This window comes from Chryseobacterium sp. PTM-20240506 (assembly GCF_048296755.1).
Lineage (GTDB): Bacteria > Bacteroidota > Bacteroidia > Flavobacteriales > Weeksellaceae > Chryseobacterium > Chryseobacterium proteolyticum.
In genome coordinates this window covers 4,570,044-4,586,872 of record NZ_CP182581.1, presented here as the reverse complement: position 1 = coordinate 4,586,872, position 16,829 = coordinate 4,570,044, and the positions used below count along the sequence as shown (strand labels likewise).

The window sequence follows — 16,829 nt, the reverse complement described above, 5'->3', positions numbered from 1 at the left end:
TTATATATAGATTGTTAATCTTATTCGGGCACGAGCGTGACGCTCGCGCCAGCAGGGGCCATTTTATTAATTTATTATATTTCCATTCTCATCAAGTTCACTTTCAAAGTATCCAATAACTTCATGCCAATTTTCACTCAGATAAAACATACCATAATATTTTTCACCTGTTATGCTTACAAATCTTAATTTACTTTCAGAATAATTTTCCAAGCTTAATAATAAACTGCTTAATTCTTGTGATAACCTAACATTACCATTCCTTGTAGCGGTGTATTGCCTAATCTTATATATTCCTATTAAATTTTCTCTATCAAAGTTATCACTATTGCTGATTTTAATTTTATAGTTTTCAAAATCACCCAACATCTGCCTTTCTTTTTTTATTAAGCTAAATATTTTTTCAGATACTAACATATTAATAATTTATATTGATCTTGGTAAAGCGTATTCCCCCCGCTACCGCACGAATCCATTTAAAATGCCAGCTGCCATTTATTTCACAAATATTTTATCTGCTGCAAGCATTATACTATCACTTTTGTCATCACTGAACTCGGAAAATTTTGTCACTATACCTATCACACTTTCATTCTCATTAATAGGAATAGAGCAAGAATAATAACTATTATTTTCTTTACATATTAATGTTTCCTCTTTAATAATCTTTCTTCTGACTGAATCAGAAATAGTATAATTAAACTCTACTAATTTTGTTTTAAATTTTGAAACAGGAAAGTAAAAACTGAAATTGAACCTAACTTTATCAAATGATTTAGTATAAAATTTACTTGCATCTTCATACAATTTTCCATCTCTATATATCTTAATTTGATTCTCAATCTGTTTATTTAGAAAAATATATTCTATTTCATACTTTTCTTCAGTTCTTTTATTTCTAAATTTCCACCAATCTTGCTTAGAGTTGTAATGAGTATTTATATTACCTTCCAGAGTATACTCTTTATTCTCTCCATTAATTTTCGTAATAGAATCGTTAATTCTTGTTTTTGATATTATTTTGTAATTACTTAGTTCAGCTAATTTTAAAATATTTTCCCCTTGTTGTTTTTTACAACTGAAAAATATGGAAAAGACAAGAAAAATCCCAATATATTTTATTTTACCAACCATAAGTTTTAACGCCAGTTTATAAGAGGGAACTAATATTATCGCTTTTAATAAAATGTAAAACCTGATATAAACCTTCGTATGGCAATCCTTGCTCTAAATCAAGTATAACATTATCATTATTTTTTAATCCCAATTTTAATTTTGTAAAATTATTTTTTAAATAAATGTCATTTTTCAATTCTTCTTTTAAGGCTGGAACAACTTCTATAATTTCATCTATTTTTACAAATGAAAAGCTATCTTGCTTATTGATAATAATTCTATTATTAGTCAATAAAATCCAATTTGAAATATTTTCAAAAAAAGTAATTAATGGTTTTTCTTGATCAGATAAATTTGAAAACAATGTCTTGAATTGATTCTCATTATCTCTATTAATAATTTTAGTTTTAATCCCTTCCCCACCTTTTCTTTTGAAAATTGAAAGGTATATTGATGATTTATCTTTTATCATTTAAATATTATTTTAAAGTTTTTTGCAAAATAATTCCATTTCCAACCTTCTCGAATGAATAACCGAATCGTTGTGCTATATTTGGATTTAAAATCCTTGATTAATTACTGATGAATCATAAATAGATATTTTTCTTGCTCCTGCTCCAATCCCCGCTACCCCCATGCACTAATTACAAATTTAAATCTATTTCCAAAATTTCATGATCATCATTATAGTAATTTCTTTCACTGCTATATTTGCATTGATAAAGTTCTGTTACAAAACCACTTTCAACAGGATTCTGATGGATGTAATTTAATTTCTGCTAAAGGCTACTTTCAGACTCATTTAATATTAAATACTATAAACAAAAATCCGAGAAAGTGTACCTTCTCGGATTTATTATGAGTTGTTAATCTAATTTAATTTATTCAGACACGAGCATGACGCTCGCGCCAACAGGGGAATTATATTTTACTCTTCATTTGTTTACTATATAAAAGCATTTGCGGTATAAACAATAGTAAGATAGAAAATGAAATTGGATTAAATCCTTTTAATATTGTAAAAATTATAACTACTATAATTGATACCAATAAAACAAAAGAATTAATTATATAAGCCAACCTAATATATCCTTTTTCTACAAGTTCATCCCAACTATCAATTATTCTAATATCGTATTTTTTAACTTCATTTTTTAACTTGTCAATAAACTTGTCCGCATCTTTAGATTTAATCTTGGAATTATTAATATAAATAGTATCAACATTTGTTATAATTTTTCTTAAAAATTGATCGTCATCTAAAACAACGGTTTTGATATCACTAATTTTAATAGAAATAGGAGATCTAAAATTAAAAATAAATTTCTTTTTCCATTCAAAAACTAATTCGTTATCAGTTTTAATTATTATTTTGAGGTTTCCACTTGCAAAATAATACATTGTTATAAGGATTAAAGTAAAACAAAGAATTGGAATAATAAAAGAGCTGGTTTCAGCTCCAATAAAGATTGCAATTACAAAAAATATTGGCGTTAAAAAAAGACTTAACAAAATTCTAGATTGTTTAAAAATAGTAATATTATATTCTTGCATTTTCTTATTAATTAAGGTTCATTTGTTAAATCATAAATCATTGTTCCTGTTCCATAAACTAAAAACCCCACGCTGGTGCGAGCGTCACGCTCGTTGCCTCTTCACTAATTACAAATTTAAATCTATTTCCAAAATTTCATGATCATCATTATAGTAATTTCTTGCACTGCTATATTTTCATTCATAAGGTTCTGTTACAAAACCACTTTCAATAGGATTCTGATGGATGTAATTTAATTTTGCTCAAAAACCTTTAAAGACCATAAATAGTGTAATTCTAAAAACAACCTTAATAAAAATCCGAGAAATAGGTATTTTCTCGGATTTATTATGAGTTGTTAATCTAATTTATTAAGACACCAGCGTGACGCTCGCGCCAGCAGGGTGACCATAAATGTATCAACAAACAGGTATAAGCTGGAAAAATCATTACTTCATAATAACAACTATATTTAATAAATAATTATTCATTTTAAATTATTGTTCATAACTTTGAATATTATAAAATAGCTTATGTTTAAGAAAAACTATATAAAGAGCTCTCTTTTAATCTTAGTACTTTTACTGATAACTAGTTGCAACTTTAATCATATATATGAAAACCGAGAAGAAGATAAAAAAGAGGCTGAAAAGATTACACAAAAGTTTTATTCTTTAATTAAGGCAAACAGAAAAGAAGAAATTTTGAAGCTTTTTAGTGCAAAATTTTTTAAAGCAACAAGTAAAGATAAATTAATTGGAATGATTGATTGGACTAATAAAGAAGCGGGAAGTAGTTCAAATTATTCATTATATGAATGGGAAACAAGTGTTGTAAAAGGAACAAACTCTAAAGCTGAATATCTATTGTCATATTATGTGAAAAGAGATAAAATCAATACTTTTGAAATTTTCTCCTTACAGAAAGAGACTGATAGTATAAAAATTATCGGTTATGAAATAAATTTAGATGTAGACAAAAATAAGATAATAAAATAAAGGAAAATAATAGGGATCTTTTTGTAGAAATAAAAACTCTAAATAGCGCTGTATATAAAAATTTAAAAAGGTTATCTACGTTTTGTAGATAACCTTTTTACGCATTTGTATTTTTATGCCGGATCTGCAAATCCTACTGAAAGCATAGCAAATAATAGTAAAAAGTAATAGTTGTATTCATCTTCTCTGTCAAATACTAGGACGTATTTGTTCATAAAAAAAGTTGATTCATCTTTTATTGATCCAATTTTTTTATTATTTAACAAACATATCGCTTCATATTTCCCTAATATATTAAATTTCTCTTTTATTGAAAGTATATTATTATTTATAACAAGGCTATTTCTTTTTACTGAAAGAGTCTTATCTAAATTTTGATCTAATATTTTAATATTTTTCTTAAAAAAAAAATTAAACGTTTTAAAAACCAACAACTCTTTATTGTCAACTCCTAAAATTTTGTTTTTATTTAAATAAAAGCGTCCAAAGATCACCTTTAAAATTAACTTATTACCTTCAAAAAATTCTGAAGTATCAGAATGAATATTAACATAGTAATTCATAATATTATTTAAATCCTATTACAATTTTACCATCTATACCCAAAAGAGCTTTCAATCCTCCTCCAATTTCAAAGCAAGACGAACAACCTTCTTTATTACCTCCTTTAAATTTAGATTTTAAAGATATTCCTAAAGCTTCAGCACTGCTCCCAGCTGGTGGTTTAAGTATGCTTTCTCCAGGACCTATATTACCTTGCCCCTCTAAATGTCCATTATCCTTATAATATTCTATTAAATCACCAGCTGTGGGAATGACGTCATTTGAAACATAATCTAAGTTCCCACCTACTGATAATTTCTTACTTAATAATTTTATACCACCACCTACAAAATTATGTCCTTTTCTATCACCAGCTTTTGCATAAAAACCATCCCCCAAACTCCATCCTACCTTTCCAAGAGATGTAGTAAATAAACCTGCCTCAAGTGAACCAAAGCTTGTTTTACCTCCAACTTGTGCACCAAATGTCGCAGAACCTTCTAATTTTAAAACGAAATTATTCATAAAATAATCAATAACATTACCCCACATGCTACCAGTACCTAACTTCAACATATTATATTGTCCATACTGCGCTTCATCTGCATCTGTCCACCAACTTAAAATGCCTTTATTATTTGTTAATCCTCCACTGTAGCCCATTTTCAACGTATTCATAAGATCACTATAAGCCTGCGTTTCTCCAAAAGTTTCAGTGCTTCTGCCACCTGCCGTACTAAGCTTAGACATTGAGTCTTCAAAATACATTGCAGTTACATTTTGCTGTCCCAAATAATCTAAATAATTTGCTATTCCACCATGTCCTCCTTGGGCGAAATATCTCAGGAGACTTCCCCTCTCACCCATTCCTACAGATCTTTCAGGATCTATCGTAGGAGCGTAGATGGATTTTCTTCCATCCGGATCAATAAAGCTTACCGGATTATTAAATGCATAGTTATACGGAGAAAATCTTCTCATTTGTTCCGCCAAAGGATCAATCACGCCCCATCGTGCAATGTCGGACATATACATCCTGGCCCCGAAATCATTCCATCCGGTTTCACTTTGAAGTTCCTTGCCATTGTACTGGTAATTATAAGAAGGATTTCCTTTTATACCATTATAGCCATTATGTTTCAATCCAAAAGGATAGTAATTGTTTTCAGTAAGAACTTCTGCGCTACCGGTAGAGCTTTTGGAGTAGCTTAGCCTTATATTCCCCAAATGATCGGTATAGTTGTAAATATACTTATTATTTTCAAAACTGTAGTATCCCTCCGCAGTAGGTACAAACTTAAGGATTGGTGAGCCCGCTCCAAAAGATGTCGTACTCGTTTCATATTGAAATCCGTCCAGATAATCCGTCACCGTATTGGCAAGAAAATTAAACTGGGCATCATCCCTGTATTTATAATCTTTTTTTAGCTTTGTCCCGTCTGCGCGATAGGTATACAATGTATTAACATAGGTTTGAGATCCCCTGTTCCCAACAAGTTCATTAAATTTAATATACTTCGGGAGGTTAAGCATATTATAGTCGATCTGTAAAATTCCTTTATCCTTCTGGTCTGTCATATTCCCGTTATCATCATAGCCAATACTATTTCCGGAAGTTTCGGGATACCCTCCATAGTTATTTGAGGAATCAGTAACGGAGTTAAGCTTATTTCCCGTATACTGATAAGTAAGGTTATCCATAAGTTCGGTTGCTCCTGTAATACCTTTTGTGTTCCTTTGTAAGGAGCTGATGTTTCCGTTCAGATCGTAAGCCAGGGTTTCGTTGTAAAAATTATTTTGGGGAACCGATGACCCGGGTTCATAATAAGTTCCTTTGGTCAGCCTGGTTAAAGCATCATATTGATAGGCATATCTTCTTAGTACATTATCTGAAGAAGTCCTCCAATCCATTTCTGAAATTAGTCCGTTATATTTTGCAGTTGCATTAGTGGGATTCTGGAATTTAAGCTCATAGGCAAATAATTTCCCGTTAAGGTTGGAAGGATCATTAACTTTGGTAAGAGCACCATGGATATTGTAGGTGTAAACAATATCCTGAAGGCTGTTTCCAACCTTTTTACCTGAAAGCTGGTTAAGTTCATTATAAGTATTCTCCGCAAGTAATTCCTGAGCGCCCGTTCCTACCTGATGCCATTGTTTTTTTAATCTGTTTTGGCTGTCATATTCATACGTCTGGGTTATAATTTTTTCTGCGTCAGAAGCTAATCTTTTGTGGTAGATTTTAGACTGTTTTACGGCGCCTGCAAAATCAAGCAAAGATTCTGTTTTGGTATAGCCTCCCAGGTGATTAATAGAGTGCGTACCTATAACCCTGATCTTATCATCATACCATATATAATTTTTCGTCCAGTTATCATCTTCAATATTTTTCACATACGAAGCTGTTGCAAGGCTTCTTGTATTGACTGCATTAGCCGTGTTATCACCGATGGTATTAACACCCTGAATCTGCGAAGGTCTTGTGGGAGTTCCAGTTGGATAAGTGTCGTAGTAGTTAATACTCAAAACCTTATCAATAGTGGTAGGGTATACCATATTGCCATAGTAGACAAGCATTCCACTGTTTGTAAATCCCGTAGTACTTTTTTCTTCCGTTGATGGCTTTCCCTGGTCAATATAATAATTGGTGCTGTATTGAACCTGATCCCTGATAAATTGACTCCCAATATCAGCTATTCCTGTATATATTACTCTGCTCAGCTTATCATATTTTGAAAAGAACCATTTTCCTGTTTTTCGTAATTCTGCATCCTGACTCATTATGAGCCTGTCAGCTTTATCATAAACAAAATATTCCCATCCTTTCCCTGGTATTTTTTTCTCTACCTGTCTTCCTTTGGAGTCATATTTATACTGATAACATAATGGGTCAAGTATACTCTGGGTAACAGTAGCCCCGTTAGCCATCTTTTCAACTGTCTTTGAAGCTTCCGGTGAAAGTACAAAAGCAAGCTTGTTATACTCGTTATAAATATAGTAAGTGTTTGCACTCTCTGATGCACTAATTACTTTCTTCACCAGCAAGGTCTTTCCGCTTGCGCTTTTAAACTCTATACTTTTATTCCCGTCTTCATCAGTTATCGTGTTTTTAGAAAGCTTTTTTAAAGGATAATATCCAGCTTTCACAATATCTGTTTTGGTAGCATTATTTTCCCACGTGGTAGAGACCGTGAATTTCAATACTTCATTAGCTGCATTTGTCTCATAATTATACAGCACTGGCTTGTTAGCCCAGGCATTTCCCGGTTTTACGCTCTGCTTTACCCTGTTATAAGGAGCAATATCCATTGTCGTTACTCCAAATATCTTTTCTAAGCCATAGGTCTGGGAAGCATCCGCAAGAGGATCTGTATAAATACCTCCATCCTGGGTTACACTTTGTGGGACAGGCAGATAAGTTTTATTCGTTATTTCCGTAGGATCATATACTATATGTTGTACTATGTCTTTTCCTGATGGAGTTCCTTTAATACTGATGATCTGCTTAGGACGAGCAAGCCCATCGAAATATTGAACTGATTCTACTTTTTTGGAGCAATCTTCGGTAAGACAGCTTTTCGTATAAGAATAGTTTTCGTTGTCAGTAAGCCCTGACTGGGAGAAGCCCCACCCAGAGATTAACAGCATCAAACATAAAATAATTTTTTTCATCCTGATCTGTGTTTTATATTGTATACCTGGCTTCATGATCATTGGTTTTTAAGGTTGTTTTTAAACTCCTGTAACGTATTGCCCGTTCGGTCTGTGATCTTAATCAACCTGTTGGCATTATCGTATTGGTAGTTCTTTCTGACTCCTGCTGGAGAAGTTTCAGTGGTTACTCCAATGAGCGGATCATAAGTGTAGGTCGTTATATTGTATTGTTTCAGATTCTGATTTTTTCTGAAAGTATCGAGAGCTGTAATGAAAGCAGGCTCTGTAGAAGGATCTGAAATATCCTTAAGCGACGCGTTGACTATAGGCTGAATAATATTAAGAGCTGTAAGCTGGTCATAGGTAATACCTTCAACTTTAGCAATCAACAGCGTATTGTTATAACCATATACCAGTGATACAGGAACTCCGCTTTTACTGGTAAGCTGCAATACATTCCCAAATGCATCATATTTATCAAAAGTTCCCTCTGTAGAAGGTGTTCCGTTTACAACGTCATAGGAAATTGTTGAAGAAGGATAGACATCCGTGGTGCGATCAAACTTCACTTCGGATTTTGAAATATTTTTAGAGATTCCATCTTGGGTTACTTTAGTTTCCGATTGTAGCGGAACTGCAATCAGATTGGCATTTTTCAGCTTCTGGTTATTAAGATCATCAGCATATTTGTAATTTTTTTCAGAATAATCTCCGGTTTCGTCAGTGGCTGCTTCTTTAATAATATTTCCATATTTACCTTCTGCTGTTGTTGTACTTGAATTGGTTAAAACAGTATTGGCATCCGGATATGAAAACCCATTGACAGTCTGGGTTTCTATCCATGGGATTTTTGGAGGAACAGGAATATTAGCATCAATCGGAGTATAATTTATGGTATACTGATATTCATTTTTCTGTGCCAGTTGTCCATTCCCTTTATATTGCTCAATTTTTTCAGGAAGCAACATATTTAAAATATTATAATTGAGGTCTGCATAATTAAAGGGACTTTGAATTGGAAGGTTTAATAGTCCACTAGTATCATTAGGCATAATAAAAGAATACTTAGTAGAATAGTTCTTAGTTGTATTGGTGACTTTTACATTTTTGTAAAGCATCTCTTCATAAGGTTGATAAAATCCACCATCTAGCAGGATACTGCTATTATCCCAGCCATAAAGCATACTATTCGGAACCCCAGGTTTTGAAAAATCATCGTAATTATAATCCAATACTTCTATAGGTGCGGCATTGGGATCATCATATTTTTTTATACTTTTCACTCTCAGGCCTTTAGTATAGTTAAAAGGTTCGGAAAGCTTTTTTACTCCATATATAATAAATGTTCCTTTATCAGGGGATGACCCGGTGAGCCTTAATTTGTTCGTACCATTGGTCACAAAATACTCATAGCTGGAGGTCTCTGTATCATTTTTAAATATTGTCCTTGAGACTTCTGTACCATTAGCCTTATAAATTTTATAAGAAAAAGGAACAGGTCCTGCATTTTTTAATGTTACATCATTCACTCCACCAATAATATAACATACATCAGTATATACAGAGCTATCAATAGTAAATGGATAGTCTTTGGTAATAGCCATGTCAAAGTTGATCTCTGCTATTTTTACCAGCTTAAAATCTTTAAAAGGATGATTTAAGATATTCCCACCGCTATAAGATACACTATACTGACGACTAGGTACAGGTTGTGTATTTGACTCGAATTCATATTCTATTTTTCCTCCTGAGGGCAAATGTATTACCTGTAAAACACCATTATTGGCATAGTGAGGGTTAACTTCCCCAGTATTATATAATCTATCCTGTTCAAAGATTTGATAGGAAGAAACTGTTCCAAAACCGAACTCATCTTTTTTATCTACACTTACACCATTATTAGAAAGATAATCAAAACTGTATTTCTCAATCACGTTATTATTCTTATCCAATTTAGATAAAGAGAGTAGCTCTTTTCCATTGGTGCTTACCTGATATTGATGGATTACTCTTGACCCTGCATCTTTGAGTATTAATTTTTGTAGCAAATAAGCATCACGATCCCCAGAGGTTGGTGTCCAGTTGGTAACGGGCAAAGGTGCAGTGCCTTGATAATATTGAAAATCAATTGATCCAATGTTAGTTATATTGATTTTCAAAAGCTTGTTCTTTACAATATACTGTGTTCCGCCGACACCTGAAATACTCTGTGTATAAGGAACATAGTCGTAGGTTACAATCGTATTATTTCCTTCATCTGTTATTTGAGTAAGGTTATAAGCACTCTGAAACAATTCTTTCTTATTGCCTATTCCATAAAATGAAATATCGTTTTTATCAAAAAGATATTTTAACCCGTTTTCATCAATTACTGTAAACGATTTTATCAGGTATTTTGTGGTATCAGTAGTTTTCTCGAAAATGATCCTTGTTTTTGAAGTTTCTGTTTGTATAATTTTCGCTCCATTAGTAGCTTTATCATAGGCTATTGCAAATCTTCCACTTCCTCCAGGACAGCTATACTGAAACATATTGGATTCATAAACCTTGTTATTCCCTATCTTTCCTACGCTATATTCCTTAACATGATTATGAGAAGATCTTGATACATAAGATCCCGCTGTAACGTTCCACCCCATGCCAATATCAGTGATCATCTGCTTGGATGAAATACCTGAAGCAGAATAATTTAATCCAACATTGATTTTAAGTTTGGAAGATTGAGTGGGAATATTGAATAAAGGAATACCTATACTAGGATTACCTCTGGCAATATCCACTGTACCCATATTTTCATAATTACTTTTTTGAAGTTCAAAAGTATTTCCACTTTGACCATAGTTTATGGTACTATAAGCTAAAAAGCAAAAGAAAAACAAGTTTTTTATAAAGTTATTTTTTCTCATCTGTATTATTTTTTAATCAATTTAGCATTAGCCGTTTTATTCGTATCCGTTTTGATGACCACCAGATAAGCACCTTATATCAACGGCTGTGCATTAATCTTCGTTACCTTATTCTTGGTTTTTAGATTCTGAAGCTGTCTTCCTCCCATATCATACATAGTAATATCCGCTTCCCTGAAATCAAAGCCTATTTCTACATAAGCATAATCTGATACCGGATTCGGATAGATCTTGATATCCTGTTTTTCAATTAACTGATCCAGTTGTTTATCTCCCAGCTTCACAATCTTCCAGTTCTCCTTCCCTAGTTCCTCTGCACTGGTTCCTGCTAAAATGATGGAGCCATCCCTGTTCAGCTTAATATCTGATAATCTCTCCTCTCTCTTTCTGGATTCTCCCTTCACATGCTTTCTCCACTGTTCATTTCCATTAGCATCCAAATACAGTATCCAGAATGTTTCATCATCTGTTTCTATTCTTCCTTCTGCCTGAGTATATCCACCCAACAATATTCCTTTAGTTGAGGGTTGAGAGTTGTCAGTTGATAGCTGATTTAGGGCAGTCATACCCATCAAAACATCCCTGTTTTTGAAATTGTAGGATTTTTGCCACTGTTCATCTCCTCTTTCATTTAAAGAAACCAACCACAAATCTGTTCCTTCTTCTATTCCTACCGTCTTGTTTCCGGATCTCTCACTTCTTGATTCTCCTCCGATGATATACCCGTTTGACGTTAAAGCCAGTGTTCTTAGATGATCATCTCCTTTTCCTCCCAGGTTCTTTTCCCATTCTACCTTTCCTTCTTTGTTTAGTTTTACGATCCAGTAATCTCCTTCACCAAAGTTTTCAGTGGTTTTTGCATAGCGGGATACGGAACCTGAGGTTCCTGTAGCTGAGTTTTGATTCCCGGAATCGGAAACACGAAACTCAGAGCTTCTTGAATAGATTCCCAGAAGTGCTCCACCGTCTCTTGTGGGTATCATCTTTTCCACTTCGTCTAATCCTCTTCCCCCTAAAATAAGTTGTGAAAGTTCTTTTCCGTTTTTATCAAGTCTGATCACCAGGATATCTTTTGAACCATAGCCTTTGGATGCATTCTGAACATTTCCGGCTACAACAAGTCCTAAATCTGTGGTTTGGATAACTGATCTGGCTTCTTCATCAGCACTTGTTCCCAAAGTCTTTTGCCACAATTCATCTCCAAATTCATTAATTCTAATGAGCCATATATCTGATCCTCCTTTGGAGTCATCTTTTTTATCTATTCCCTTTCCGGAATATGAGGTTCCTGAAATTAGAAAGCCTCCTTCCTGGGTTGCTACGGTAGAAGACAAATAATCATGATTGTTTCCTGAGAAATACTTTTCCCAAACCTGATCTCCCTGTTGGTTGAGTTTCACCAAATGAAAGTCGTAGCCATTGTTTTGCTGGGTATTGCTTCCTGCATCTTTCTTCTGGTTTCCTGCTTGTATGACACTTCCTGTTATCAGATACTGCTGATCGATTGTTGTGGTTACCTGGCTTAGGAAATCCTGGGTTGAGGATTTGATATCTTTTTGCCAAACCACTTCCTGGGCTGATAACCCGGAAATAATGCACATAGAAAGTACACTCAAGTAGAGTTTTTTCATGCCTTGTGTTTAATTGTTAAATTCATTTTTTATAATTGCCGCAAAAGTAATCTTTTTTATCTCACAACGAAAAGACTTATCTAAAATTTTTGACTTCATCTTTTTCATTTGTACAAAGTTAGCTTTGAATTGCGACAAAACCCGTCGCATTATAAAACCAAAAGTCTTTCCTCACAAGCAAAACTTTCTATCAAAATCATATTTATCATTTCAAAAATATTTTATACCTTCGCTTCGTGATTACAAATAACGGAACATATTACTATAGAATATTTAACTCAGATCTGGGATAGAGATTCTTATATATGATATACAACCTCGTCCTAGGACGGGGTTTTTTATTTTAAAATGAAAAGAAAATGAAAATAAGTATTGTCGGTGTAGGTCTCATTGGAGGCTCTATCGCTTTAAAGTTGAGAGAAAAAGGAATTGCCGATTTTATCTACGGAATAGACAACAGCAGCAGGCACCTTGATGAGGCATTAAGCTTACATATCATTGATGCCAAGGTAGACCTGGAATACGGAATCAGGAATTCCGATCTTGTGATTATTGCTATTCCGGTTGATTCCGCGAGAAAGCTTTTACCTACAGTTTTAGATCTGGTATCAGGCACCCAAACGGTAATGGATGCAGGATCCACCAAAGCAGGAATTGTAAGCGGCGTAAAAGATCACCCGAACAGGTCTAGGTTTGTAGCTTTCCACCCGATGTGGGGTACGGAAAACAGCGGACCGAAATCAGCCGTTGCAGAGAGCTTCTCAGGAAAAGCCGGGGTGATATGCAACAAAGAAGAATCCGCAGAAGACGCTCTTGCCCTCGTTCAGAAAATTGTAGAAGGCCTGGATATGCACCTCATTTATATGAATGCTGAAGACCACGATGTCCATACCGCGTACATCTCTCATATCTCTCACATTACATCCTACGCCTTAGCCAATACTGTATTGGAAAAAGAAAAAGAGGAAGACACCATCTTTCAGCTGGCAAGTTCGGGTTTCTCAAGTACGGTAAGGCTAGCCAAATCCCATCCGGAAATGTGGGTTCCGATCTTTAAACAAAATAAAGAAAATGTTCTGGATGTCCTTAATGAACATATTTCGCAGCTACGTAAGTTTAAGGCAGCTCTGGAAAAAGAAAATTACGAATATTTAACGGAGCTGATTTCCAATGCTAATAAAATAAGAGGAATACTGGATAAGTAATCCTCTTATTGAATATTTTTCTTTGCTATTTCGATGAAGGAGAATCATCCATCGTAACTTTAGTAATTGACTGTATCTTTTCTTTTGTCTTGAAACAAAAGAAACAAAAATTCAAGACTGGAAACTGCGGCTAAAAATGATCCTATTCTCTAAAAATTCTATAACTCGTGCGGATTTGAAGTATGTTTATTATTAACTTTTCTCTCCGCACTCAGACAGTAGAATTTTTTTAACGTTCACAGCATTCATTTTCTTAACGCCTACGTTTCCTAGGTCACTATAAAAAGGTACATTTTTTCTAAACTTATAAAGCTTTAGGACTATCAGTTTAAAAGAAAATTACTTTTGTGACAAATATTTCTAGCACTCCGGAACATTGACTGCAATAGCCAACCCTCCTTCCGAAGTTTCTTTAAAACGATCACTCATCGATTGAGCTGTCTCCCACATCGTCTGAATAACTTCATCCAAAGTTACCCTGGCTTTTGCAGGATCGCTTTCAAGAGCGATATTGGCTGCGGTGATCGCTTTCATCGCTCCCATTGTATTTCTTTCAATACACGGAATCTGCACCAATCCTTTGATCGGATCACAGGTAAGACCTAAATGATGTTCCATAGCGATTTCAGCCGCCATCAGCACCTGTCCTACACTTCCGCCTAAAATTTCAGTAAGTCCCGCTGCCGCCATAGCAGAAGATACTCCAACCTCAGCCTGGCATCCTCCCATAGCCGCGGAGATCGTGGCATTCTTTTTAAACAGGGTTCCGATTTCTCCGGCAACCAGTAAGAATCTTACAATATCATCTTCACTCGTAAATGGCGTGAAAGCCTGAGCATACATTAAAACGGCAGGAATAACACCACTCGCCCCGTTTGTAGGTGCTGTGATGATCCTTCCGAAGCTTGCATTCTCTTCATTGACAGCCAAAGCGAAGCAGGCAATCCATTTATTGATATTGGTGAAATTTTCTTCGGCATCTACTACCAGCTGAAACCATTCGTCAATATTCTTATATATTTTATCCCCTAAAAGTTTTCTGTTGATTCCGGCTGCCCTTCTGGTTACATTTAAACCACCAGGCAAAATTCCTTCTTTGTTGACTCCTTTGTAGATGCATTCTTTGATCTGTGTCCAGATATTCAATGCTTCCTGTCTGGTTTCTTCCTGGGTCCTCCAGCTTTCTTCATTGATCATGATCAGGTCTGAAAACTTCTCAAGCCCTAACTTATCACAATATTTTATAACATCTGAACCGTGATGACAAGGGTATAATGTGCGGACACAATGCTTTTGGATCGAATTTTTTTCCTGGCTTGCAATGAATCCTCCTCCTACGGAATAGAAGTCCTGGACCAGTTCGGTTCCATCTTCGAAAACGGCTCTGAAAATCATTCCGTTCGGATGGAAATCGAGGGATTTTTGCATATTGAGAACCAGATGATAGCCGTAGATAAAAGGAATTTCTTTCTCTCCACCCAGATTGATGATCTCATCTCTTTTTATTTTCTCAATTTTCTCATCAATTTTTGAAGTATTGATCGTCTTGTAATCCTCACCATTCAATCCCAGCATTCCCGCGATATCTGTACCATGTCCTATCCCGGTTTTTGCTAAAGAACCGAAAAATTCAAGAAAGACCTCTTTCACCTCTGTGATCGATCTTTCTCTCTTTATAATTCTGATAAATGCAGAAGCTGCATTCCATGGTCCCATCGTATGCGAACTGGACGGGCCTATACCTACTTTAATAATCTCAAATACTGATATTGATTCCATAAAAGATTCATCATTTTCCTCATCACAAAGATACATGATAAATCGTTATTATGCTTCCCTTCACATAAGGATTAAAATAATTATTTAAGTGCCCGCTACCATTTTAGGCTTTCTTCATGCTGAGACATGTCCAGTCCCATATTTTCCGACTCTTCGGATACCCGAAGGGTAATCATTCTGTTCGTCAGCCGGTACAAAACCAGAGAGCCAAAAAATGCAAACACAGAAACCAGAACCAACGCCATCATATGGTGGGCAAATACTTCAATCCCTCCATGCAGAAGGCTTGCGTTTTCACCATGCGCAAAAATAGCGGTCAGGATCATTCCCATGATTCCCCCTACTCCATGGCATGCAAAAACATCTAGGGTATCGTCTATTTTTTTGAGTTTCTTCCAGTTCATCATCAGATTGGAAACAATAGCTGAAATAAATCCGATAAATAAGCTTTCCGGAACAGATACAAAGCCACATCCCGGGGTAATGGCAACCAGACCTACTACAGCACCGATGCATGCTCCTAATGCAGAAACACTCCTTCCGTTAATTCGGTCAAAAAGGATCCATGTCATCATCGCTGATGCCGAAGCTATAGTTGTGGTTCCGAAAGCTGTGGCAGCAGTTGCATTGGCTCCCAGTGCAGATCCGGCATTGAAACCAAACCAGCCGAACCAAAGCATTCCTGTTCCCAGAAGTACAAAAGGGATATTCGAAGGTTCATGGTGAGGGTTTTTCCTGTTTCCTACAACCATTGCTCCTGCCAAAGCAGCAAATCCTGCGCTCATATGCACTACGGTTCCGCCTGCAAAATCTTTGACACCAAAATATTTATTCAACAAACCGTCCGGATGCCATACCATATGGCAAAGGGGCGTATAAATGAATATACTGAAAAGAACCATGAACAGCAGATAGGAAATAAAGCGCACCCGTTCGGCAAAAGAACCGGTGATCAGTGCGGGAGTTATCACCGCAAATTTCATCTGAAAAAGAGCGAATAAAATAAACGGAATGGTAGAAGCCATCGCTTTGTGCGGCAAGACACCTACATGATTAAAAAAGGGGTAACTCAAGGGATTACCGATCAGTCCATAGTGCTCTTCGTTCATTTCAAAACCTATAGAATCACCGAATGACAAAGAAAATCCAACTACAACCCACAGAATAGAAATGACTCCTAAAGCAATAAAACTTTGCAACATGGTGGAGATCACATTCTTTTTACCCACCATTCCACCATAAAAGAAGGACAACCCCGGTGTCATCAGCAATACCAGTCCTGCTGCTGCTAAAATCCACGCCACATCAGCCCCTACGATCTTATCTTCGCTTAAAAACTCACCTGAATCCGGCAGGTCCGTTACCGGTGACCAAAACAAACCACCGATAGCAACCATTGATATCACCGCAAAGGACACGATCCATTTCAAACCAATTTTCATAAAAATCTATTTTAACCCTAT

12 protein-coding genes are annotated in these 16,829 nt (G+C 35.2%); 2 read left to right on the top strand and 10 right to left on the bottom strand.

The window, feature by feature from the left end; all coding sequences use genetic code 11:
* Positions 1 to 66: 66 nt before the first annotated feature.
* The 4 genes from ACNFU2_RS20610 to ACNFU2_RS20595 all read right to left on the bottom strand — a co-directional run bounded on the left by ACNFU2_RS20610 (position 67) and on the right by ACNFU2_RS20595 (position 2,670).
* Positions 67 to 417, bottom strand: coding sequence for an enoyl-CoA hydratase (locus ACNFU2_RS20610; protein WP_273647306.1), 351 nt, complete (start codon positions 415 to 417; stop codon positions 67 to 69).
* Between the two features lie 78 nt (positions 418 to 495).
* Positions 496 to 1,134, bottom strand: a complete 639-nt coding sequence (locus ACNFU2_RS20605; protein ID WP_418122982.1) for a hypothetical protein — start codon at positions 1,132 to 1,134, stop codon at positions 496 to 498.
* A 16-nt stretch (positions 1,135 to 1,150) separates the two neighbouring features.
* Complete coding sequence (locus ACNFU2_RS20600; protein WP_273647304.1) at positions 1,151 to 1,588, bottom strand: hypothetical protein; 438 nt, start codon at positions 1,586 to 1,588, stop codon at positions 1,151 to 1,153.
* Between the two features lie 449 nt (positions 1,589 to 2,037).
* Positions 2,038 to 2,670: a hypothetical protein gene (locus tag ACNFU2_RS20595; RefSeq protein WP_273647303.1), complete on the bottom strand. Its 633-nt coding sequence runs from the start codon at positions 2,668 to 2,670 to the stop codon at positions 2,038 to 2,040.
* 513 nt (positions 2,671 to 3,183) lie between these two features.
* Between ACNFU2_RS20595 and ACNFU2_RS20590 the strand changes: the two genes are divergently transcribed.
* Positions 3,184 to 3,648, top strand: a complete 465-nt coding sequence (locus ACNFU2_RS20590; protein WP_273647302.1) for a hypothetical protein — start codon at positions 3,184 to 3,186, stop codon at positions 3,646 to 3,648.
* A gap of 113 nt (positions 3,649 to 3,761) precedes the next feature.
* Here the strand turns inward: ACNFU2_RS20590 and ACNFU2_RS20585 are convergent, their stop codons facing one another.
* From ACNFU2_RS20585 to ACNFU2_RS20570, 4 genes are all read right to left on the bottom strand, one after another.
* Entirely contained in the window at positions 3,762 to 4,211 is a 450-nt protein-coding gene (locus ACNFU2_RS20585) for a hypothetical protein (protein WP_273647301.1), read from the bottom strand.
* A gap of 4 nt (positions 4,212 to 4,215) precedes the next feature.
* Positions 4,216 to 7,899 (bottom strand): DUF6443 domain-containing protein, encoded by a 3,684-nt coding sequence (locus ACNFU2_RS20580; RefSeq protein ID WP_418122979.1) that lies wholly within the window; start codon positions 7,897 to 7,899, stop codon positions 4,216 to 4,218.
* A 2-nt stretch (positions 7,900 to 7,901) separates the two neighbouring features.
* Complete coding sequence (locus tag ACNFU2_RS20575; protein WP_273647299.1) at positions 7,902 to 10,751, bottom strand: RHS repeat domain-containing protein; 2,850 nt, start codon at positions 10,749 to 10,751, stop codon at positions 7,902 to 7,904.
* Between the two features lie 74 nt (positions 10,752 to 10,825).
* Positions 10,826 to 12,382: a T9SS type A sorting domain-containing protein gene (locus ACNFU2_RS20570; RefSeq protein WP_418122977.1), complete on the bottom strand. Its 1,557-nt coding sequence runs from the start codon at positions 12,380 to 12,382 to the stop codon at positions 10,826 to 10,828.
* 359 nt (positions 12,383 to 12,741) lie between these two features.
* On the opposite strand from ACNFU2_RS20570, the gene ACNFU2_RS20565 reads away from it, so the two are divergent.
* Entirely contained in the window at positions 12,742 to 13,587 is an 846-nt protein-coding gene (locus ACNFU2_RS20565) for a prephenate dehydrogenase (RefSeq protein ID WP_172276976.1), read from the top strand.
* A 360-nt stretch (positions 13,588 to 13,947) separates the two neighbouring features.
* Here ACNFU2_RS20565 and ACNFU2_RS20560 read toward each other — a convergent pair whose 3' ends face one another.
* Positions 13,948 to 15,366, bottom strand: a complete 1,419-nt coding sequence (locus tag ACNFU2_RS20560; protein ID WP_345989871.1) for an L-serine ammonia-lyase — start codon at positions 15,364 to 15,366, stop codon at positions 13,948 to 13,950.
* A 95-nt stretch (positions 15,367 to 15,461) separates the two neighbouring features.
* Entirely contained in the window at positions 15,462 to 16,808 is a 1,347-nt protein-coding gene (locus ACNFU2_RS20555; RefSeq protein WP_273647296.1) for an ammonium transporter, read from the bottom strand.
* Positions 16,809 to 16,829 lie beyond the last annotated feature (21 nt).

Excerpts from the sequence above, each read along its gene's own strand:
- ACNFU2_RS20565 (WP_172276976.1), top strand. The coding sequence starts at position 12,742 with ATGAAAATAAGTATTGTCGGTGTAGGTCTCATTGGAGGCTCTATCGCT.
- ACNFU2_RS20610 (WP_273647306.1), bottom strand. The coding sequence starts at position 417 with ATGTTAGTATCTGAAAAAATATTTAGCTTAATAAAAAAAGAAAGGCAG.
- ACNFU2_RS20575 (WP_273647299.1), bottom strand. The coding sequence starts at position 10,751 with ATGAGAAAAAATAACTTTATAAAAAACTTGTTTTTCTTTTGCTTTTTA.
- ACNFU2_RS20605 (WP_418122982.1), bottom strand. The coding sequence starts at position 1,134 with ATGGTTGGTAAAATAAAATATATTGGGATTTTTCTTGTCTTTTCCATA.
- ACNFU2_RS20580 (WP_418122979.1), bottom strand. The coding sequence starts at position 7,899 with ATGAAGCCAGGTATACAATATAAAACACAGATCAGGATGAAAAAAATT.
- ACNFU2_RS20590 (WP_273647302.1), top strand. The coding sequence starts at position 3,184 with ATGTTTAAGAAAAACTATATAAAGAGCTCTCTTTTAATCTTAGTACTT.
- ACNFU2_RS20600 (WP_273647304.1), bottom strand. The coding sequence starts at position 1,588 with ATGATAAAAGATAAATCATCAATATACCTTTCAATTTTCAAAAGAAAA.
- ACNFU2_RS20595 (WP_273647303.1), bottom strand. The coding sequence starts at position 2,670 with ATGCAAGAATATAATATTACTATTTTTAAACAATCTAGAATTTTGTTA.
- ACNFU2_RS20570 (WP_418122977.1), bottom strand. The coding sequence starts at position 12,382 with ATGAAAAAACTCTACTTGAGTGTACTTTCTATGTGCATTATTTCCGGG.
- ACNFU2_RS20585 (WP_273647301.1), bottom strand. The coding sequence starts at position 4,211 with ATGAATTACTATGTTAATATTCATTCTGATACTTCAGAATTTTTTGAA.
- ACNFU2_RS20555 (WP_273647296.1), bottom strand. The coding sequence starts at position 16,808 with ATGAAAATTGGTTTGAAATGGATCGTGTCCTTTGCGGTGATATCAATG.
- ACNFU2_RS20560 (WP_345989871.1), bottom strand. The coding sequence starts at position 15,366 with ATGGAATCAATATCAGTATTTGAGATTATTAAAGTAGGTATAGGCCCG.